General features: G+C 33.7%; 23 protein-coding genes. 15 read left to right on the forward strand and 8 right to left on the reverse strand.

All coding sequences use genetic code 11. The features are described 5' to 3' along the window. Position 1: 1 nt before the first annotated feature. A complete protein-coding gene (locus tag HYY69_00715) occupies positions 2-3,196 on the reverse strand; it encodes an FHA domain-containing protein (GenBank protein MBI3031968.1) in 3,195 nt (1,064 codons plus the stop codon). A gap of 325 nt (positions 3,197-3,521) precedes the next feature. Between HYY69_00715 and HYY69_00720 the strand changes: the two genes are divergently transcribed. From HYY69_00720 to HYY69_00765, 10 genes are all read left to right on the forward strand, one after another. Continuing rightward, positions 3,522-3,746 (forward strand): hypothetical protein, encoded by a 225-nt coding sequence (locus HYY69_00720; protein MBI3031969.1) that lies wholly within the window; start codon positions 3,522-3,524, stop codon positions 3,744-3,746. A gap of 107 nt (positions 3,747-3,853) precedes the next feature. Continuing rightward, positions 3,854-4,039 (forward strand): 30S ribosomal protein S27e, encoded by a 186-nt coding sequence (locus HYY69_00725; GenBank protein ID MBI3031970.1) that lies wholly within the window; start codon positions 3,854-3,856, stop codon positions 4,037-4,039. Beyond that, the gene (locus HYY69_00730; GenBank protein ID MBI3031971.1) at positions 4,040-4,828 is read left to right on the forward strand and encodes a translation initiation factor IF-2 subunit alpha; all 789 of its coding nucleotides are present in this window, start codon (positions 4,040-4,042) and stop codon (positions 4,826-4,828) included. 14 nt (positions 4,829-4,842) lie between these two features. Beyond that, positions 4,843-5,019 carry a ribosome biogenesis protein gene (locus HYY69_00735; protein MBI3031972.1) on the forward strand — a complete coding sequence of 59 codons (177 nt, stop codon included), beginning with the start codon at positions 4,843-4,845 and terminating at the stop codon, positions 5,017-5,019. A 47-nt stretch (positions 5,020-5,066) separates the two neighbouring features. After that, positions 5,067-6,467 (forward strand): hypothetical protein, encoded by a 1,401-nt coding sequence (locus HYY69_00740; GenBank protein ID MBI3031973.1) that lies wholly within the window; start codon positions 5,067-5,069, stop codon positions 6,465-6,467. A 54-nt stretch (positions 6,468-6,521) separates the two neighbouring features. Continuing rightward, on the forward strand, positions 6,522-7,892 hold the full coding sequence (locus HYY69_00745; GenBank protein ID MBI3031974.1) for a hypothetical protein: 1,371 nt from the start codon (positions 6,522-6,524) through the stop codon (positions 7,890-7,892). Positions 7,893-7,949: 57 nt separating this feature from the next. Further along, complete coding sequence (gene thyA, locus HYY69_00750) at positions 7,950-8,795, forward strand: thymidylate synthase (protein MBI3031975.1); 846 nt, start codon at positions 7,950-7,952, stop codon at positions 8,793-8,795. Between the two features lie 84 nt (positions 8,796-8,879). Further along, positions 8,880-9,536: a hypothetical protein gene (locus tag HYY69_00755; GenBank protein ID MBI3031976.1), complete on the forward strand. Its 657-nt coding sequence runs from the start codon at positions 8,880-8,882 to the stop codon at positions 9,534-9,536. Continuing rightward, complete coding sequence (locus HYY69_00760; GenBank protein ID MBI3031977.1) at positions 9,514-10,461, forward strand: nucleotidyl transferase AbiEii/AbiGii toxin family protein; 948 nt, start codon at positions 9,514-9,516, stop codon at positions 10,459-10,461. The genes HYY69_00755 and HYY69_00760 overlap by 23 nt, the downstream gene beginning before the upstream one ends. A gap of 28 nt (positions 10,462-10,489) precedes the next feature. Then, positions 10,490-10,984 (forward strand): dihydrofolate reductase, encoded by a 495-nt coding sequence (locus tag HYY69_00765; protein ID MBI3031978.1) that lies wholly within the window; start codon positions 10,490-10,492, stop codon positions 10,982-10,984. Between the two features lie 9 nt (positions 10,985-10,993). On the opposite strand, the gene HYY69_00770 is transcribed toward HYY69_00765, so the two are convergent. Beyond that, complete coding sequence (locus HYY69_00770) at positions 10,994-11,650, reverse strand: hypothetical protein (GenBank protein MBI3031979.1); 657 nt, start codon at positions 11,648-11,650, stop codon at positions 10,994-10,996. A 235-nt stretch (positions 11,651-11,885) separates the two neighbouring features. Here HYY69_00770 and HYY69_00775 point away from each other — a divergent pair, with 235 nt between their 5' ends. After that, positions 11,886-12,104, forward strand: a complete 219-nt coding sequence (locus tag HYY69_00775) for a hypothetical protein (protein MBI3031980.1) — start codon at positions 11,886-11,888, stop codon at positions 12,102-12,104. A 56-nt stretch (positions 12,105-12,160) separates the two neighbouring features. Here HYY69_00775 and HYY69_00780 read toward each other — a convergent pair whose 3' ends face one another. Together HYY69_00780 and HYY69_00785 are read right to left on the reverse strand one after the other, a co-directional pair. Next, entirely contained in the window at positions 12,161-13,423 is a 1,263-nt protein-coding gene (locus tag HYY69_00780; GenBank protein ID MBI3031981.1) for a metal transporter, read from the reverse strand. After that, the gene (locus HYY69_00785; GenBank protein MBI3031982.1) at positions 13,386-14,483 is read right to left on the reverse strand and encodes a multicopper oxidase domain-containing protein; all 1,098 of its coding nucleotides are present in this window, start codon (positions 14,481-14,483) and stop codon (positions 13,386-13,388) included. The genes HYY69_00780 and HYY69_00785 overlap by 38 nt, the downstream gene beginning before the upstream one ends. Positions 14,484-14,580: 97 nt before the next feature. On the opposite strand from HYY69_00785, the gene HYY69_00790 reads away from it, so the two are divergent. From HYY69_00790 to HYY69_00800, 3 genes are all read left to right on the forward strand, one after another. Further along, positions 14,581-16,341: a hypothetical protein gene (locus HYY69_00790; GenBank protein MBI3031983.1), complete on the forward strand. Its 1,761-nt coding sequence runs from the start codon at positions 14,581-14,583 to the stop codon at positions 16,339-16,341. 199 nt (positions 16,342-16,540) lie between these two features. Further along, entirely contained in the window at positions 16,541-16,771 is a 231-nt protein-coding gene (locus tag HYY69_00795) for a DUF433 domain-containing protein (GenBank protein MBI3031984.1), read from the forward strand. A 119-nt stretch (positions 16,772-16,890) separates the two neighbouring features. Next, on the forward strand, positions 16,891-18,810 hold the full coding sequence (locus HYY69_00800; GenBank protein ID MBI3031985.1) for a sigma-70 family RNA polymerase sigma factor: 1,920 nt from the start codon (positions 16,891-16,893) through the stop codon (positions 18,808-18,810). Here HYY69_00800 and HYY69_00805 read toward each other — a convergent pair. The 4 genes from HYY69_00805 to HYY69_00820 all read right to left on the reverse strand — a co-directional run bounded on the left by HYY69_00805 (position 18,807) and on the right by HYY69_00820 (position 20,868). Then, the gene (locus HYY69_00805) at positions 18,807-19,565 is read right to left on the reverse strand and encodes a class II glutamine amidotransferase (GenBank protein ID MBI3031986.1); all 759 of its coding nucleotides are present in this window, start codon (positions 19,563-19,565) and stop codon (positions 18,807-18,809) included. The genes HYY69_00800 and HYY69_00805 overlap by 4 nt on opposite strands. 106 nt (positions 19,566-19,671) lie before the next feature. Next, entirely contained in the window at positions 19,672-19,887 is a 216-nt protein-coding gene (locus tag HYY69_00810; protein MBI3031987.1) for a hypothetical protein, read from the reverse strand. A 2-nt stretch (positions 19,888-19,889) separates the two neighbouring features. Beyond that, the gene (locus HYY69_00815) at positions 19,890-20,213 is read right to left on the reverse strand and encodes a hypothetical protein (protein MBI3031988.1); all 324 of its coding nucleotides are present in this window, start codon (positions 20,211-20,213) and stop codon (positions 19,890-19,892) included. Positions 20,214-20,355: 142 nt separating this feature from the next. Continuing rightward, a complete protein-coding gene (locus HYY69_00820; protein MBI3031989.1) occupies positions 20,356-20,868 on the reverse strand; it encodes a DJ-1/PfpI family protein in 513 nt (170 codons plus the stop codon). A gap of 299 nt (positions 20,869-21,167) precedes the next feature. On the opposite strand from HYY69_00820, the gene HYY69_00825 reads away from it, so the two are divergent. After that, on the forward strand, positions 21,168-21,398 hold the full coding sequence (locus HYY69_00825) for a hypothetical protein (GenBank protein MBI3031990.1): 231 nt from the start codon (positions 21,168-21,170) through the stop codon (positions 21,396-21,398). The last annotated feature ends 3 nt before the right edge of the window (positions 21,399-21,401 follow it).

Genomic DNA, 21,401 nt, shown 5'->3' on the forward strand with positions numbered 1-21,401 from the left:
TTCATTTAACAAGAGTTCTACATTCACCTATATATCTTGCATCTTTTAAAACTTCAGACTTTCCAACGTTTCCAATGTTTCCTGATTGAAGATGATATACTTTTCCATCACTACTTAATATTCCCATGCTATCAGCACCTACTGGTTGGCATACATCGCCTTTTCCGGAGTTATAAGCTTTAACTAGTGCATCTACGGTTAACCCTTCTTTCTGAGGAGCAGCTAGGTAAAATAATCTATCACCAACACGAACAGGTGTCAATGAAACTCCGTCAACTGTTTCAGCAGCATAAGGATTATTATCTGGTTCTCTTCGAGCTTGGGCTGTTTCAAGATCCATTGCTCGTGGTTCAGATTGAGGAGAGTACGATGCAGCTGTTTGTTCTAATCCTGCTCCTTCTCTTTCTGATTCAGTTTCAGCATCTCTTATGTGTCTTGATTCAACGACTGATTCATTTAAACGGTCAGCTAAAGTAGTATCTCTAGTTGCTATTGCATACACCATACCACTTATTGCAGCTACACCAATAGCAACTGCTGTAGCAATTGGATGTGTTTGATAAAATGGTTCTTTTTCGACTGTACCTACTGGAACAGTTGTATATCTTTTGCTAACTATTTCGTGAACTTTATCTACTGGAACATTTGTATATATTTCGACTGTACCTACAGAAGCATTTACATCTTTTGTTGGATCAGGAGTTTTTTTTTGTTGTGCGTCAGCTAATCGAATATCAGTTCGTGTTCTGCTTAGATCTTCTATAACATCACTAGCTAAATATACACCATCAGCGCCACCTTCTACCCTACGACTTCTTCTGTCGTCATCTGTTCTTAAATCAACAACTGGACCTGCTATGAGAACTTGTCTTGGTTCTTCAAGTCCAGCTATGTCACCTAGTTGTCTGCGTTGAGGCTGAGTTGCATTCGGTAATACTGGCGGAGTTTCTGATGCTCCTTCTTCAACAACTTCTAGTTCTACTTCGATTTCATGTTCAGGAATCCCATATTCAGGAACAACACGGACATTGAATCTCCCCTCTAAATTAAGATATTGTCCTAATTGCAGATTTTGTCTTCCACTAAGTTTTTTGTCCCGGACTGGTTGAAGATCATCATTTACTCGATATGTTTCTGCGTTTCCTTCTATTCTGAATATAACACTACAGCCACTTCCACTTACTTGAAGAAATCCATGATCTTCTGCAACAAGTTGTTCTAAACAAATGTCTCTAAATTCTTTGTTTCCAATTCTTATACCTGAATGCATTAAATTTACACTGTATTTAGCTTCTCTCACCACAACTCCTGTATCAGAATTTGTTACGATAACTCTATAGCCAACTACTTGGATTTCATCTTCATAAACTGGTGTTACTTCTAGTTTGCATGCTTTTTCTGCTGTACCATCTTTGACAAAATAACTAAGAACAAAAGTGGTGGCTTTTGATACTTCTACTGGTTGCGTTAGTTTATGTTCAAGATCAGTTTCAAGAAAAGTTCCATTTTTACTGCCAGCATCTTCTAAAAAAACCTTTCCTGTTGCACGATCTGCATATATTTTAGCATGAACACCTGAAATTCTCTGGTCAGGAATTACAATATGGCATTTGTCCTCTTTTCTCCCTATAAATACTGCTTTTTCAACGCCTCGCTTTGTTAAATCATCCAACGTATAAAATCCTTTTATTTCTGCACCTTCCAAATTTCTCAAGGTATTACCTGTGGTTGGTTCAACTACTCTTAATGAATAACCAATTACTGTTCTATCATCAAAAGCTGGTGTTCCTTTTGGTGGAGTTGCGTCTGAACCGGTGTGACTATGAATTGTTTCTGCTGGGTGTAATCTGCTTCTTATTACAACAGCTGTTGTGTCATCTAAATAATACTTACCTTTAAGTTCTCCTTTCCCATGTTCTGGAGTGATTGGTTTTACTGTTCTCTCTGCACGTTTTGCTTCAACTATTTCTGTTGCTATTGAAGCAGCGCGTTCACGAGGTGATGGATTTGATTCTGTACCATCAGAAATTACCTCTTTTTCAAGGAACGGAATTTTAAATGTTCCATCTGCATTTAATGACGCTTTATTTTTGTTATAAACACCATCTGAACAAACAACAACAAGCCGTTCAAGATCAATAACAAGTTTATCTGTTCGAGAACCTACTTCATATTTAGGATGAGTGAAACGAACAGGAACATCTTCTCTTCTATCATCTGACTTTACAATAACAGGTTTACCATCATGTGTTTCCCATGCATAAGGTTTTAAAAGATCATCATGATGGCCAAGTCCTGAAATGACCACACCCTTATCTTTTGCTAAGCGTGAATCATTACAATATGTTCCAAAAGTAATATCTGTTGTTAGTTGTCGCACATCTGTAGTTCCTGCAACATCCTTAGTGCAGAGATAGGTTCTTGTATCGCCAGTATGACCAATAACAGTATCAACTTCTCCTTTTTCATGATCATATCTTTCAACAACAACATCAAATCCTGTTGATAATCGTTTATCCTCTGGATTGATTACTTTATCCCCTGCTTTAAAGTAGGTTTTGCCTTTGACAGTTATATCCTTACTTAGAGTAAACTCTTTATCTTTTCCCAGTTCTACAATTCTTGATTTAACAACTTCTGTTTTTACACTTCCAACAATAGTTCTAACTATATCTTGTGAAGCTTCAAAATAAGACTTACGTGCATCCAGAAGAATATCAAGAGTTTCATTTTGAGCAGTAATAGTTTTGTTGGTAAGTAAATCTTCCCTTACTTTTCTAATCACTTCGTTAGCAACATCCATTGCTTCTCTAATATATTGTTCAAGTTGTGCTTTAGAAGCATCAACAGCAATAGGTTCAGTACCTTTACTAGTATCTGATAATTTATTTGCTAAATATTCTGAAACAATACCTATTGCAAGATTGGCTGCTATTTCTCCAAAACCTCCATGACTTACACCATCTGCAACCATACCTATATTATATTTAATTCTTCCTTCTCCATCACGTATGAAAAAAGCACGGAAAGCATCTTGATTTTTACCACTATAAGCATATCGTGGAGCATCAAGTTCTTTAGCAATATCAACCTCATACCCAGGATAACCTTGTTCAGAATGACCACTAATAACAGCATCAATCACGTGTTCTAAAGTGCCATCTTCTAGAGTACCATCTCTACTATCAACCACCATAGGAATGGGAAATCACTTATAATTTATAAAGATTATTGTTATATGACTACTAATTAGTGATTAACATGCTAAAATTATGTGCCTTTTGTTACTCGGTTGAAGTGGCTACTGAGTTGGACTTACTAAATTTTTAATTTAGTACAATGGAGTTATCAAGCAAATCACCAGAAATGCTTATACTGCAAAAACAAATATTTTTGTCATAGGAAGCAATATTACGTATCCTTGTTATATCTCATTCTGGTCAGCATCCTCTTATTTAGGATATACAGAACAAATTTTAAACACGATTCAGATCGCAACAACAAGAAGAGTAAAAAATATTGTGTTCGAACAGTATACTATTAAATTTGTACCTATGAAATATTTTTTTGGCTATAAAAAAGAAAACACTGATGAAGGAGAAGTTTTTATTGCTGACAATGAAAAATTGCTGATAGATTGTTTTCTTCATCCAAAAGAATGTGGAAATTTTGATGAGATTGAAAAGATATATAAAAATACTGAAATAAAACAAGAAATAATAGATAGAATAAAACAGTACCAATAGACATTTATTCACCAAAATTAATCGAAAAGCTTTAAAAAGAATGGGCTTTTCAAGGTATTTATAGGGGATTATACAATAAAACGATAGGTGAATAGGGAGGTTATCATATGAGAGCAATTAAAGAACCAAAGAGTAAATTCATCAAAGTTAGGTGTCCTAAATGTAAAAACGAGCAGATTACGTTTGGCAAGAGTTCTAACAAAGTTATTTGCTTAGTTTGTGAGAAAGTGCTTGTTGAGCCAACAGGCGGCAAGTCACGGATTAAAGCGCGTGTTTTAGAGGTTTTAGAATAAATGTTATATCGAAAAGCAGGCATACCAGAAGAATCTGAATTAGTTATGTGCACTGTTACGAAGATTCAGTATAATGCTGTCTTTGCTAATTTGGATGAATATGATAATAAATCTGGTATGATTCACATCAGTGAAATTGCGCCAGGAAGAATTAGAAATATCCGCGATTTTGTTAAAGAAGGAAAAAAAATTGTCTGCGTTGTTTTGCGCGTTGACCGAGAACGTGGGCATATTGATTTATCCTTAAGAAGAGTTTCTGAAGGCCAGCAGCGAACCAAAGTTAATCAATTAAAACAAGAAGCAATTGCTGAAAAAATTATTGAAATGCTTGCCCGAGAACTCAAAAAAGAGGTCAGAAAATTATATGATGAGATTACTGATAAAATATTTCAAAAATATGATATGCTGCATCCTTGTTTTCAAGAGGTTTCCCGCAATGAAACATCATTAACTGGATTAGGATTAGCGCCTGATATTGCTGAAAAGCTTGCTAAACTTATTAGCCAGCGAATAAAGCCTCCTGAAGTATTATTGCAGGGAAGACTGCAGTTAAAAAGCTATGCTGATACTGGTGTCGAAGTAATTAAAGATGCTTTGCTTCAAGGACAAAAAGCTGGTGGGGAACATCTCTTGATTAAATATTTAGGAGCAGGAACCTACCATATCAGCATTACTGCTGAAGATTATAAAACTGCTGAAGCTGGATTAAAAAAATGTCTTGATACTATTGAAGCGCTTATGAAAAAGATCCAAGGCATCTTTTCTTTTGCCCGTACAGAAAAAAAGTGATGAAAAGTGATGGTATGGCAAAACATATTCTGAAATGCATCGGTTGTCAGAAATATACGATGAATGAACATTGTTCTTGCGGTGGAAAAGCCGTTTCTCCAAAGCCAGCAAAATATTCTCCTGAAGATAAATATGGCCATATGAGGCGGGAAGTAAAGAAAAAAGAATTGATTGAAAAAGGATTATTGTAATAATTTAATTATAATAATTTAAAAAAGCATCTCTATTTCCCTCTGTTATGTCAATAGCATTAAGCTTAGATCAAACAGAGCTGCTTCATGGCACATCTCTGGAAGGCATGTCGCTTGATCAGTTATTAAGAAATGTGGAAATCAATAACTGCTGGAATCAAGATACTGAAGAAGTTATTAGGATAAAAGAAGAAGTAGAAAGGATGTATCATGCAGCAGTTGAGATTTATACAAGAAAAAGAATAGTTCGTGAAATTGCACAGGGTTATGGACTTTCTCAATCAACAGTAGAATCGTGGCGAGCTAGAAGAATAATCCCAAGAATATTAAGAAAGTATCAACGACCTTATATACCAACAACAGATGAGGAAAGGATTTCATTTGCTTATCTTTTAGGAAGCTTTTGCTATAAACATGCTGGCATACAGCATCTTATAAGCCCTGGAATAAACAGCTTACAGTATCCTGTTGAAAGTATCAAGCGTACATTTCATGATACAAGAGCTGCTGAAAGGTTTAGCAAAGCATTCGCTGCAATAAGAGGAAAACCACCAGCAAAAGACCGTAACACTCGAGAAACATTTGATCCTATGTTCGTAAGAGCTGTTACCTGTCAACTTGAATGCAATTTTGAAAAGTATGTTGCTTCAGACGAGGAACGAATTGCATTTCTTAAAGGCTATTTTGATGCAGCGCCGGTTATACCCCTCAAAAGAAAAACAAGCATGAGAATTTCACTGCAGTCAGAAGATGATATCGGTATTGATTTTCTTATAACCGCATTTTTTGAATTAGATGTTTACCCCATAATTGAAAATGGATACAGAGTTGTTGTTGAACGTTATCGAGATCTTGAAAGATTATATCAACTAAAAATTGTTGCCAAAACTCAACAGAGAAAACATCTTAATGCATTTTTAGAAACAGCTAAACCAGCAACTTATGATGTTGATACTTATTATCATGTACGAAGGATTGTTCGAAGAAGAAAGCAAAAGGGTGAAGCTATTGACTTTCCTCAATTAAGAAAACAGTTTGGTGTTGATCGTGTTACCTTAAATTCATGGGTTTGTGATATCACAGGAAATAGAAGTTATAAGAAAAAAGAACCACGAGGTGTTGATAGTTACTTAGAAGCTTTAGCATGGTTGAAATTTCCTCATGTTTATGAAACTGAACAGCCAGTTTTTAGAAATGAAAAATTGTTTATTCCTGTTGAAGATGGAAGATTATTTGTTGTGCCAAGACATGCACAACAGCAATACTTGAAAACTTATGATGTTTCAGATAAAGATATGATGGATATTAATGAAGCATACCATCTTCGAGAAGAACTTGAACGTTGTTTACAAGGTGATAAACAATGTGATATTAACATAAAGTATGATCCAAAAAGTTGCAGAGTAATCTCAATTACACCAAATCAAAATGGTTCTGGTAGGAGATAATTTCACTATTTGTTAATAGTAATATTTAAAAGAGCAGTTGAGTTTCTTGTGTTCATGGATGGATTAAGTAATGCAGCAGCAATACCATTAAAAGGCACACCTTTACAGGGTCTTAGTTTAGATCAGCTTCTTCAAAATGTTCGTGATAATGAATGTTACAGAGAAAGATCTCAAATACTTAGACTTCAAGATCTTGTAAGAAGAATCTATCTTGGATATTTAGCTGCACGAGGGAGCGTTGTTAGGCCAGGAGTTATCAGTAAAACATACCAACTTCACTTGCCAACCGTAATTACGTGGAGAAATGGTTGTTTTCCCATGAAATTAACCTATTATGCACGGTCATATCTCCCAACAACAAGAGAACAGCGTAGTGCGTTTGCTTATGTTTTAGGCGTTGTTTCAAATCATGCACCCTCTGAAGAAACACAAGCGAGTTTATCCAGAGAACATCCATCTCCACCGATAAGAAAAAGATTGGTTGATGCAGTTAAAACAATTTCAGGTTATAAACCACCTGTTAAAGGTGAAAGAGTTGTTATTCATAATGCTGGTCTTGTGAGACTGGTTCGTGGCTTACAAAGAACATCGTTACGAGACTATATTACTACTGTTCCTGAAGCAAGGGCATTTCTTCAAGGATTTTTAGATCATTCTGAAATAATGCCACAAGCGAGGAAAGATGATGGAGTAATGATTTATACTATAACCAGTAGTAGTGAAGTAATATATATCGGATTAGTTCTTGCTTTATCTAAACTAAAAGTGTATCCCTCATTATCAAGTGATGGAACTAAAATGGAAATAAAAGGGCTTGTTGATTTAAACTATTTATATCAGAGCGGTGTGATTTCTGATACTACGGCTTTAGAAATATTTGAAGAATATTTTGCAGATAAACAAGTTCCTCCTGATCCTTTACCACTTTTTTATGAAGTTCATAATGATGCAGTTCGACGAAAACAGGATTATGGTTCTGTTAATATTGCTGAATTAGCACGTGTTCATCCTGAAGTAAAACAAAGTTGTATAATAAAATGGGTTGCAAAGATTCGAGGAGTTGATTGTTTTCATAGCCCTCATCGTGTTTCACGTTATGAAATAATCTGTGATTTTTTGGGAATTAAAAGAGCAGGAATCGAAGTATCTGATCTTAATAAACAGCAAACTCGAGGTAATGATCATAATAATAGTAATAGATATGAGGAGATTAAGGCAGGTGGTGTTACCTATTATTTACCACCTCTTCAACGATCTAATTACCTACGAGCATACGATCTTCCTCCAAGTGGTTTCGATGATAGTTGTCGCGAACATTTAGCAGACCAAATTCTATTCAATTTAAGAAATAATTCGAGGAGAGATTTTGATATTGAAATTGGCGATGATGGAGTTATAACAAGGTTAACTTTAAGAGGAGACTAGATTATTTCATTTTTCATTTCAATAATCTTTATAAAACAGTTCTTACTGCCATTTTCTATGCAAGTTTATTTGGATTTGATTAAAAAGGTGTTAGCAGAGGGAGAACAGCGAAGCAACAGAACAGGCACTGATACTGTTTCGTATTTCGGCGCTCATTATAAAATCGATCTTGCAAAAGGCTATCCTTTATTAACCACTAAAAAAGTATTTTTTAATTCTATTATCCATGAGTTATTATGGTTTTTATCAGGAGTTACTCATATTAAAGATTTAAAAGAAAAAACTAAAATCTGGAATGCGTGGGCATCAGAAGAAAAAAACTGGGAATTAGGGCAAACCTATGGTTATCAATGGGTTAAGTGGGAACAGTATGTAAAAGATCCTCACACGGGGGAAATTACTTGCAATCATATTAATCAAATTCAAAAAATAATTGATGATTTGAAAACAAACCCTTTTAACAGGCGCATGGTTGTTTCTGCATGGAATCCTGCAGATTTTTATCGTCAAGATAATGATCCTAAAAAAACAGTTATGCCTTCTGCCTGCCACACCATGTTTATGTTTCATGTGACTAATGATAAAAAATTAAACTGCCATCTCACACAACGTTCAGGAGATTTAATGTTAGGGATTCCTTTTAACATGGCAAGCTATGCTGCGTTAACGCAAATGTTAGCACAGGAATGCGGATTGCAGCTTGGGCAATTCAGCCATTATATTAATGACTGCCATATTTATGTTAATCATCTTGATGGCGCAAAAGAACAGTTGTTGCGAACACCAAAATCTCTGCCGCAATTGAAGATTGCCAGCAAACCATTTTGGGAATTAAAATTTGAAGATTTTGAATTATTGAATTATGATCCTCATCCTGCGATAAAATTGCCGATTGCTGTTTGATAGGAAAATAAGGCTTAATACTTAATTTTTCCCGATACATTTATATATTACAAAGTGTCATAATATGTATCTTTATGATATAAAATGAAACTAACACTTTTAATAAGGAAACTTGTAGCTGAGAAAAACAAGGTTATCGCAGCTGATACCCTGAAGAACTATTGTAAAGAACTAAAGATTGATTATTTATCTACTATAAAGTACTTGCTGAGGAATAGATATGTTATTCGGATCTTGAAGGGAATATTTTACCTGAATTCGTTTGAAGAGCGAAAACTGAAAAAAATAGATATTACGCTTTATGGAGTTTTAAAAGCTGCACTTGAACTAAAAGGAGTAAAACACTGGTATTTTGGACTTGAAACTGCATTAAAATTGAACAATGTTACTCATGAATATTTCACGGTTGATTATATTGTAAGTGATAGTTTGTTTAGGTCTAAACCTATAACCATCATGGATCACAAAATCAAATTTATTAAAATAAAATCAAGTTTGTTTGGGTTTGGTATATCAAAAACAACTCTCCCTTATTCCGACCCTGAAAAAACAATTTTAGATATGATTTATTTAGATAAAAATCGTGGATTAAATAACCTTATTATTAAAAATAAAGTTAAAGAATATCTTCATTTGTGTTCTAAGAAGAAAATTAAAAAATACCTGCTTTTTTACCCAACGACAGTATCAGTTGTTATAAAAGAGGTCTTGCAACCATATGATTCCAAAAGATTTCATTGATAATATTGGTGAAAAGCTTGGAAATATAAGAAAAGAACTCTTAGAAAAAGACCTTTTGTTACATCTTCTTCTAACAGAGTTGATGAGGGATGACTATTTTAAAAAAAACTATGTCTTCAAAGGTGGAACATGCCTAACTAAATGCTATCTGGGATATTATAGATTTTCTGAAGATTTAGATTTTAGTTTTATAGCGCAAGATCTATTTGAAAAGAAAACCGAGAAGAATATCAGAAAATTATTATCTAAAGAAATAGACATCCTAACAACATTGCTCGATGACAAATGCAAGAAGCTGTCATTTGATTACAACATTGATAAAAAAAATAATAAGTATCATGAATTTGGCGGAAGCAATAAGTTTGTTACCTTTAAATTATGGTATATTTCGGTTGAATTACAAAGAGAAATGTTTATAAAAATACAAATTAATTTTGTTGAAGTTTTTAAGTATCCTTTTAAATCAAAAAATGCAATTTCACTGCTCCACCTACTTTCAGAAAAAAATAAAAAAGAATTGTTATTTCTCTTTCCTCAGGAAATGAGTTCTTTTAACACAACTATAAAGGTACTATGCTATGATCTCCATGAAATTCTCTTAGAAAAAGCAAGGGCTATACTAACACGGCAGGCTGTTAAAGAAAGGGATTTTGTTGATCTATATTTTATACTAAGATTTCTTGGAGAAAAAATTAATAATTACAAGGTAAATATCATTGAAAAAACAATGTTTATGTTAAACTATGAAAAATACAGGAATAATCTTCTTGAAAATGAACATGTGTTGAAAGCGTTTAAAGACTTTCAAGAGAATATTCTTCTTCAGCAAGAACCGCAAGATTTAAAGCTATTTTTTCATACCTTAAAAGAATATTTAATACGTGTAATCCAAGAAATAAAAACAAAGGAAAATACAAAAAAATAAATACCTGAACTAAAACAACGGTGACCTTATGGAAATTATCATCATTGCTGCACTTGCTGAAAACTTTGTTATTGGCAAAAATAATAGGTTGCCGTGGCATTACAAAGAAGATTTTCAGCATTTTAAAGCATTGACAATAGGACATCCGGTAGTTATGGGAAGGAAAACCTATGAAAGCATTGGAAAGCCATTGCCAAATCGAAAAAATATTGTTCTTACCAGAGATTTATCGCAATATGAACCATTAACATTGCAGGGATGCTATCCAGTTGAATCATTAACCAAAGCGATTATTTTAGCTGAGCATCAATTTCATGCAAAGAAATTATTTATTATTGGCGGAGCGCAAGTTTACCAGCAAGGATTAAATATTGCAGATACTATGGAATTAACCTTGGTTCATAAAAATGTCGAAGGGGATACTTATTTTCCAAAATGGGATGGACAACAATGGAAAGAAGTTCATCGAGAAGATGTAGGAGAGATTAGTTTTGTCACATTGAAAAGAGTGAAATATATTTGAAAAACATGATTAATTATGATATTGTGGTTCTCCATGTTCTTGTCTTAATCGGTTAAACAATTGGTTGCCAAAGGCAGCTTCAAAGTCTTTTCTTTCATAAATTAAACCCTGACGAATCCTTCTTATTACATCTTCTGTGTTAGGATCTGCAATTACTTCAAGTAAACTATTGTTTTTTTTTCTCATTGCCTCATAAACTCCTTCTAACACAGGCTTTTTCAAAGGTGAACTACCTACTGCTTCTTGGTAAGCTACCATTAATCTATGAACAAGTCTTTCTTGTTCTTCAAAATAATCATCTTTAATAGCAACAGTCCAATCTGAAACTAATTTTACAAGTCCATTAATGGAAATAGGTTCTGTTGTTATTCGTTCTAATTCAAACATTGTAGGAAAAGAATCAAATTCATCTTTTTGTGGAGCTACTCTTGGAGCAAATTTTTTCGCTTTAAAAACTCCATAACCAACAAGTGCAATAACAACTGGATACTCGTCCTGAAAATCACCAAGTATTAATTCCCCTGAAGAAGTATTTAAGGTATGAGATCTCCCACTATTGTATTTAACTACCACTAAATCTCTTTCATATCTAATTCCATGATGTTTATCAACAGGATCTTGAACAACAGACCTGATATTAGTATTCAAATATGCTTGCTTGACCATTTTAAAAACAAAAAGTTAATTTCATTTATAAATTTTTATAAACTCTTGAGTAGTAACTATTGCATTTGTTCCCCCCAAAGCAAACCATCAACTTGGGATAGAAACATTTATATATTAATACTTAATAAATATCAATTGATATAAAATGAACACTAAAAAACTAAAAATAACAAAAAGTGAAATAATAGAAGAAGAACCTCCTATTAAAAGATACCCTAATCTTACAACTGTTTTAATGGTAGAGGATTTTCTTAAAGAACATAGAGATATTCCTTTAAAAATTTCAGAAATTAAAAAAAAATTATCCAAACAAGTTATGCATCAAACATTAATTATTATTTTGGAATATTTATGGAAAAGTGGAAAAATAATGTATGGACCTAAAGGAGTACAATGGATTTATTCTGAACCTGAACATCTTAAAAAAATGTTAGAAGATAGTTTGGAAGTGTAAACAATGTAGTTAGGAATATAATAAGTTATTTGGCTATAAAAAATTCTAAGTTACTTTCATCCAACAACCATAAATCCTGTCACATACATTACTAATAAGCCAATAATAAACCCAATAATGTTTTCTACGGTGCAGACCGATTTCCACGAGTTTTCAGCATTAGTTGTTGTTTTCAGGCTTTGAAGTATATCAAACACTACGGTAAATATCGAACCTGCGCCAAATGCTAGGAAGAATGCGCTCAAAGCAACTGAATAAGAAAATCCGCCAATCAGGGTGCCAATAATAGTTGGGCCGCCTGCAATAAGACCCATCATAATTAAATGTGTTAATAAATTCGGAATCTTGCCTGATTTTTTAGTTAAAGGAGATATTATAGGAATGCCCTCAGTAATGTTATGTATCATAAACCCAATAACCAGTAAACTGCCGAGAGCAATCTCCCCTAAAGCATAGGCGCTGCCAACTGCCAATCCTTCACCAAGATTGTGAATGCCAATGCCGAGAGCAATTAAATAACCAAGACATAATGAAGCATGATATGATTTTTTTGTTTGGTGATATATGGTAATGTAGCTTACACCACCTAAAACAAGAACTGCGCCGATAAATCCAATGATGACGATACCAATACCATTCATTGCTTCTGGAATTTCAGAAATTAATATCAGCGCTTCTCCTAATGCATCAAATCCAAGAAATACCAAAATACCTATACTTAACGAGATCAAAAAGGTAAACCATTTTCTTGATAAATTTCGCAAAAATGGAAACCATAATAATCCTAAAAAAACTGGAATCACACCAATATACAAACCAAGCAATATAAAACTGTCAAGATATAATCTGCTAAAATGTGGACTGAGAAAAGCAACTGCTACTTCTTTGTCAAACGTGACACCAGTGCTTGAAACCAGCGTAATATGTTCAGTATCACCTTCAACCCATGGATAATTAACAACAATAACTGCTTTGTCTAATGGTTTCAACGTTTGAGAAGATAATGCAGATAAATCTACATTATGAATGATATCAAATTTCCAATACACATCATTGATCATCACTTGACTGATAGTGACTGGTTCTGGACCGTCGTTAAATATCAGCAGTTTCATTTCTTCTGGAGTAAAGATAACACGCTGGATAAGGATTTTTTCCAGTGGGGGCATATCACCTTTGAACACACCTAACGGTCCAAATTTCATAAATACAAAGAGAAAAATTACTAATAAAATTATGGGGAGCAATGCTTGTTCTCCAAGCTTAAAGCATTCTTTAATGTTAGTGCATTTCAATATCTGTTTTTTTTGTTTTTTCATCTATTACCTCAAAATGCCCCATCCATCCTTTTTCTGCAAACTCTGTTTTATGGGCATGAAACATATACCTTCCAGGATATCTGAAAGTCATGTCAATTATTGACCGTTCACCTTGACCAAGAACAGTTATATCAGTAAATGTGTCTGGAGTTAATTTTGTTCCTGTTTTGTATTCATCAAAAAAGTTTGCATGAACATGAAATGAATTAATCTGATCAAATTCAAGCATATTAACCAGATAAATTCTTACCAGTTCATTTGCTTTAAGGTTAATAGGATGTTGGTCATAATAAAATGCAATACTATTCACTGCATATACTTCGTTCTCTTCATCAAAATTAGTATCAAAACCATTCATCAGCATAATCAATTCTTGGTCTGGCTTTGGACGAGTATCTTTTTCTGGTTTTGGATCAACAATATAAACACCATACAATCCTTTGTGAATATGCTGCGCTACAGGAAATCCATGGCAATGATATAAATGCACGCCAAATGGTTCAGCAGTAAATTCATAAGTAAAGGATTGTCCAGGAAGCACTACTTGTTCTGGCATTGAACCATCCATACTTGGATCATGAAAACCATGAAAATGTAAGCTATGCGGCTTAGTTCCTCGATTAGTAAAATAAATTTTAATTTTATCACCTTCAGTTGCTCGAATGCTAGGACCAGGAACTTGACCATTGTATGTCCATGCTGGAAAGAAAACACCAGGAGCAATTTCTATTTCTTTATCTTCAGCATGTATCCAATATTCACGCAATAATGATCCATCTTCCTGCTTTGTCTCGCGATAATATTTTTTCCGTTCTTGTTCTGGAAGATTATTAAAATTCCATGTTGTTAAATATGCTTCAGGATCAATCCCAATAGCATCTTCTGAAACTTCACTGACAACACCACGCTGAGACTGCGTATTTTTTTGGAGTTTCAGAATATCTGGCTTTTTTTGCTTAGTTTCAAGATACGTAACGGTTAATAAAACAGATCCAATAATAATGATGATAAGAAAAACTAATAGAGGTAGCTTTAACTGCTGAAGCGTTTTCTGAACCATAGCTATTTCTTAGTAAAATGGTTTATATATTTTGTTATTAATGAGTTGTCAAAAACAACTCATTACGTTTATAAATAATAACTGATTTTCTATCTCAATGAGTGACCTTGAAGCAGTTCTTGCAGAAACAACAAACAGAGCTCAATCTGATTTTATTACCGAAGCATTGGAAAGAGCTCAGCATTTTATTAATCACCCTTCTGATGATATTAATGTTTATCAAGCTGAATATGAAGTAGTTGTCAAAAATTTAGGTGTTGCTCATCATGTATTATCCACTAATGGCACTGAAGAACGAGCAGCCCAATTGGAAGAAGTCGTAAGAACTAGCGCTTATTTGATGGAGGCAGCAAAACTGCATATGATGATCGCTTCTGTTAAAGTACAGCCTTTACCTGAAACTGGAAATATCACTGGAGTTCCATTAATACAGATACTTTCTGCCGATGGCAAACCAGCAACACTTTATTGTGTGGATGATTTACGAACAAAAGGATTAGATGATGAGCAAATAGTGGGAGTGTTAGATCATCCTTTAACACAGCGTGTTGGTTGCCTGCCTGATGATCCAAGATTAAGATATGCTATCCCTGAGAGTGTTATTACAGAACTTGTTGGTACATCCAAGAGAGTTACAAGTGTTTCTCCTCTGCTTCCCCTTGTTTCACCTCCAGAATCATCATCTCCTACGCTAGATACTACTATTACTGATGTTGTAAGATTTGGTATTTATACTGCTGGAACTCTCTACGATCTTTTACAAAAAAGAGGTATAGATTATTATGAGAGAGGTGTGTTTAAACTTCTCATGGAAATGACTGGTCGAGGAATGGCAAGAAAAGAGTTTGAATTAGACGCAAATGGTGAGCAATTCAATTTTTTTCTCTTAACTGAAGGAGGATTAGCGTATGCAGCTCAACGCGCTTCATTAAATAAACCTAAAAGAGCATTGCCTGAAATAGCTGATACTGCATTAATAAAAAGAGTAATAAAAGAAACTCAGTTATTGGGAGAAATGCCTTTGTTAAATGGTAAAAAGGTTGCAGAATTTTGTGGACCATATTCTCTAAAAACTGGCGATCTCAGAGGAAATTTAATAAGAGGAGCAGATTATGTTAGCGGCAAAGTATTTGGTTATGTTTTATCTGATCGTCTTGTAGATGCTATTAATAGACATTGTTCTACACCAATAACTGAGCAAGATCTTCTTAAAGTTGTAGGATTAGATCCTGCAACAAAAGTTCTTCATGTTGAATATAAAAATGGTATGTTAGAATTAAAGCTTACCCAAGATGCAGAATATAGAAAAGGTAGAGGTCGTGATACCAAAACTATTTTAGAAACAAATCCCACCTTGTATTTAGCATTAGGGATAGAAGAGAGACTGATTAAAGAAGGACTTTATGATCCAAAAAGTGGAAAAATCAAATTTCCAAATAAGGGTAGTAGTCAATATACCTTTGATGATCGACTCTCTGAGAGGTTAGTTACCAGTTGTTTACGAAAAACTATTGGTGCTTTAGCACAAGCAAGAAAGAAACATCAGGACTACTTTCGTGTTTGGGGAGGATATTGGTTTTGTGCAGAAGACATTTTATTTCTGTTTGCTTGTAATTTTATTAATGGAAAAGATACAAGTCAGAGAAAGATATACGGACTTAATGAACTATCAATAATGTTTAGTAGATCAGAAACTGATATTAGTACTCTCATTCAACGTGATTATTTTAAACCTGATGAACATAAAAAACCTGCAACTAAAGTACGGCAGCGTTTTAGAGAGGCTTATAACCTAGTTGTTGATGCTTTGAAAGAAGGCAAGAATGTTGCTGAGAAGTATAATCTTTCAGTGCCATAGGCATATTTTTATTTTGCTAGCACTAATACCTCTTGCGGTATTCTTAAAGGATATGAAACTGTTTCCATAGTTAATCATGTAAACAGGGTATATTTAACTCTTCCGGTGGTTAGTAATAATTATCATATCTAGTTATAATAAGTAATGTATGAATTTTAATAACAAAATTTAAATAAATGATACATATTAATATTATATTATGACAACAAAATTGAGCAAACGTATAGACCTAAATCCTAACATTGTTGTTGGTAAACCAATTATTAAAGGAACAAGAATTAGTGTGAGCTTTATCTTAGACCTGCTTGTCCAAGGATGGACTTTTGAACAAATTTTAAAAAATTATCCTCAATTAAAAAAAGAAGATATACTTGCAGCATTAGAATATTCAGCACATACTATTACTTTAGAATCAGTATATCCTTTATGAAATGAGGTGCAGATTTTTGTTTCTTGCAGATGAAAGTACCATTTAAAAGTTCATTTTGTGTAGTGGAAGATTTTCGCATAAGAGTAATTCCACTTAATTTAATGAAATAAAACACTCCCATGACAACCCTCGCAAATCATCCTTATGCAAACAACGTTCCCTTAGTTATGCTTCTCGATTCAGATAAAGTAAGAAATGGTTTATCAAAACTTAATCCGTATGCAATATATACTGCTGATCAACTGCACGAATTAGGATTATTTGCTGAACAAATGCGTTTTGATAGAAACTTAGTAAGAAATAGGAAAGGAGAATATCTTGGCAGTCTTGTTGCAGTTTATATGAGGAGAGAACATCCGGCATTAAGTGGTCAGCAAAAGAATTCATGGGAAGATAACGGAGTGCTTGTTTCAACCTTAGCAAAATTCCTTGATGTAGATAAAGCAATACTTGAAACACAACTTGCTGAACTTGAACAACAACAAAAGCAGCAACCATCCAATAATGGAAACTATAATGGAAAACTTCCTTTTTCTGTTCATAGTATTCCACCACCACTTTACGTTTTAGAAGAAGTTATACATCATTCATATATTCCAATTGTTGCAGAAAGAGCTCTTCAAACTAAATCAAAGGTTGTCCAAGATTATAAACCTAAACCATCTATCGGAGAACGTAGTACTCGTACAGCAACAGATACTGCGAATGAAGATGATGAAGAAGTAACGCAGAGGATTCTAAAAGATCGAAAACGCAGTAATCCCATTATTTCACTTGTTATGAAACAATTAAGAAACGGAAGATTATTTACTCGAGAAGAAGAAGTTGAAGAATTTAAAGAGTTTGATAAGTTAAGAACTGACTTTTTAGTTTATGCTTATACCCTTAATCCAGGAGAATTTTTTGAGTTCTGGAAAACCTATGTTAGTTCAGATATTGTTGATGCTGATGGTGAAGTTCATAAAGCTGCGCACAATAGCGCACGCAAGGAATTATCTAGCGTTGTTGATCAAGCACATGCAGAATACCAGCAATTAATGCAAGGAGAAGAACCTGCTTTTGAACAGCATAATCAACTATTTAAAAAAATAGTGCGTTCTTCTTTAGGCAATGGTTATGAACAATTATCAGCTTATTATCGTCAAAGAGTTGAAACTGAAATAAAAAATGCTCAAATAGCTGTAGATTCTCAATCTGATGCTGATGATCTTGATCCATTGCCCCTAGTAAAACCAATAGGTATTACTGGCGAACAACTTGAGACATTAGAAGGAAAATTTACTGAGATTATTGATCAGAAAAGATACATTGCAGAAGCAAATCTCAGGTTAGTTGTTTCTATTGCTAAAAAATATCAGAGAACTCATACACAATTTCTTGATTGTATTGCTTATGGAAGTGAAGGATTGGAAACAGCTGCGTATAGATTTAATTATGAACGTGGGTATAAATTTTCAACCTATGCTACGTGGTGGATTAGACAGGCAATCACCAGAGGAATAGGCAACACTGAACGCACCATTAGAGTTCCGATTCATATGCTTGAACATATACGTGCTATACAAAGAACTAAACGCAGTTTATTCCATGAATTGGGCAGGGAACCAACACTTCAAGAGATAGCAAAAAAGTTAGAAGTTAATCCAGAGAGAATTGAAAAAGCATTAATGTCAAAAAAAGATGTCGTTTCACTCGAACAGCAAATTGGTGAAGAGGAAGGAGATACCTTAGGTGTTCAGATTAAAGATCCTCATGCAGAAACAGATGCAATGTCACAAAGAAGTTCTATTCGGAGAATGATAAAGAGATTATCTGCTGCTGCTAAATTAAGTGAAAGAGAAATGAACGTATTATATAACCGATTTGGTATGGAAACTGAAGGAGAAAAACAAACATTACAAGCGTTGGGGGATGCGGATGGTGTTACTAGGGAAGCGATCAGGCAAATAGAAGCAAGAGCATTGGAAAAGTTAAGAAAAGCGGTACGTAATTTCAAAAAAATAACAGGATTGGATTTTCATTATGGTGAAGATGATTAATACAACTCCCCAACTTCAACTTCTTCATCTGGTTCTTCTTTAATATAATGCTTAAATTCCAAAGTTAAGTTGTTAATGACAATTAAATCTCCATCATTCATATGACTCCACGTTACATTAGGAATTGTTGGTACAATTTCAGAGCTAATAACCAATAAGTCACTTCTTTTCCCTAACTTCATTTTGAAATAATTTGGCTTTTGCGAGAACTTAGTTGCTGCATAGGTTTTGTCAGGTTCTGCAAGGACAAAGTTAAGAGCGCTGTAATTCTTAAAAGTATCAAGATATTCAAGAATATCTTTTGGAACATCACTTTTCTCTAATTGTGTTAACAACCCATAAAAGAATTGTTCTGAATCAGTCTGACCTTCTGGCTTAAATTTCTTAGCAAAAACAACAGGATCTTTAAGATGGCCATTATGCATAAACATGAAATCTTTATATTGAAAAGGCTGTGTATTTTGATATTTCTTTTCTCCTACTATTGCCTTTCGCGCATGCAATAACGCCATTTTTGGATGAATATTTCGCAAGGTTGCAATTTCGTCATCATCTATGCAAGAGCTTGTTGATTTCGTTACTGTCCATTTGCCATTATTATAATAAGCAATACCCCAGCCATCTTCATGTTTATAAGTACCTTTGCCTTCTTTATTATTTTCATGATATTGGTTGTTATCTTTAGCCATCAAGATAAGGCTATCTATTAACGAACCCATATCTATATTTCCTATAGCTAACAACATTCTGCACATGGTTATACCTAGAAATTTACTATTTTAAAAGGTTTTTATTATTTGCTGGATAAAAGGTACTATTGTCACATTGCTACTATTTATGTTGGTTAATATACCTGCAAAATTAAACTGCAATTTTGTAAATTGTTTTGATATTACTTTGAGCTACCTCTTTTTCGCCTTTCTTAGTTTTGATTTTAAATAATCCCCTATCCAAATCAAGATAAGTAACGCTTCCTTTTATCTTATCACCTGAGGCAGTGGCAATTTCCACATTAGTACCTGTTGTAATAGCGCTTTCCGGAATTTTACCTATTAATTTTTCATATAATTTACTCATGCTTACACCCCTGATTCTAGATATTTTAAAATAATATTATCCCATGATAAAGCTGTAACAATTATGAGAGCTGCTGTTTCAGGATTTAATAACATAACAAAAAAACCTGCAAAAAACAAATTTAAAATAGTGGTTACTATTTTATATAGTGATATGTTCTCCTGAATTATTTGAGTGGTGTTATCTACCTGAACCTCTTTATAAAAATTAAATTTACCTCTTTGCAACTTAATAAAAACAAGCGCTCCTTGGACTATGGCACCAATTAATAATAATTTCCAGTCTAAACTACCGGTAAAAGCCATGATATCATCTTTTTCAAACATAACCAAAATACTTCAAAATAAACAAAACAAGTAAGATTATAACCACATAGACTAATATTTTAATGTCTGGTACCTTTTTCATTGCCATAGTCTTATTTGAGCAAAACAAGTATAAAAAGCTTTGCAATGAAGAGATGCTATGTTATTGCAGCATCTCAACAATCTTCTCGCCAAAAGCTGTTGCTGCTGCTGGACCGTCTGCTGTTACCAGTCCTTCATCTACTACTACTGACTCATCAACAAAAATTGCGCCAAAATCATGCAACACTTCAGATTGCTGACCATCTTCATTCCAAATAGTTGCAGATTTACCTTCTAATACTTCTGCTTTTGCTAACACCATTGGTGCAATGCAAATCGCTGCTAAAGGGAGGTGTTTTCTCTGTGCTGTCCGCAAAAGAGTAAGCACTTCTTTATGATCTGCGAGACTAGGCGCTCCTGGACCGCCAATAACTACAATAACATCGTAATTCTGGACCTTTGCATCTTTTACTGCTAGTTCTGCTTCAACTTTTCCTTTGAATTTATCAACACAAATACCTTTTTTAATAGATGCTGTACTACAAAAAATACTGTGTTCTTCCAACACTCTTTTAGTTTCAGTATATTCATGAGGCTGAAAACCTTCTTGTGCAATAATAATCAATGCTTTCATAAGATCATCTAGATTATTGATAATGGTTTATATAGTTTTTTATGAAGTAATACCAGACATAAATAACTCATAACAATTGTTATGTCTGATAAACATTAGTAAGCGATTTGTTTTATGATTTACTTTTGTCGCTTACTAATGTTTGGAAAATTATTTAAACTTAGTAGTTTATCTCTAATACCATCGTGGGTTTTATAGGTAGAGGCGATTGACAGTGTATATATTTGTATATTAATATAGCAAATAGAAGGATTTATAAACTTAAAGATAAAATTCAATAATAAAAAGAGGGAACTAAAATGGAATATCTTCAAGTCACTAAGCAGAATAGGGATGTTATTCTTGAGTTATTAAGAAAAGATGTAGACAAAGAAGGATTTATAATTGATAAAAAAACTGGAAAAAAATTGGTTTGCCCTTATTCAGGAAGTCATATTCATTCTGAGGATTTTTCTATTCTTCCTGGTTCTGCAACCTTTGTAACTAATAAATCTTATTGCTTTGCTGAACATATTGTTTCTCATAAATAAGAG

The sequence above is a fragment of the Candidatus Woesearchaeota archaeon genome, from assembly GCA_016192995.1.
Taxonomy (GTDB): domain Archaea; phylum Nanobdellota; class Nanobdellia; order Woesearchaeales; family DSVV01; genus JACPTB01.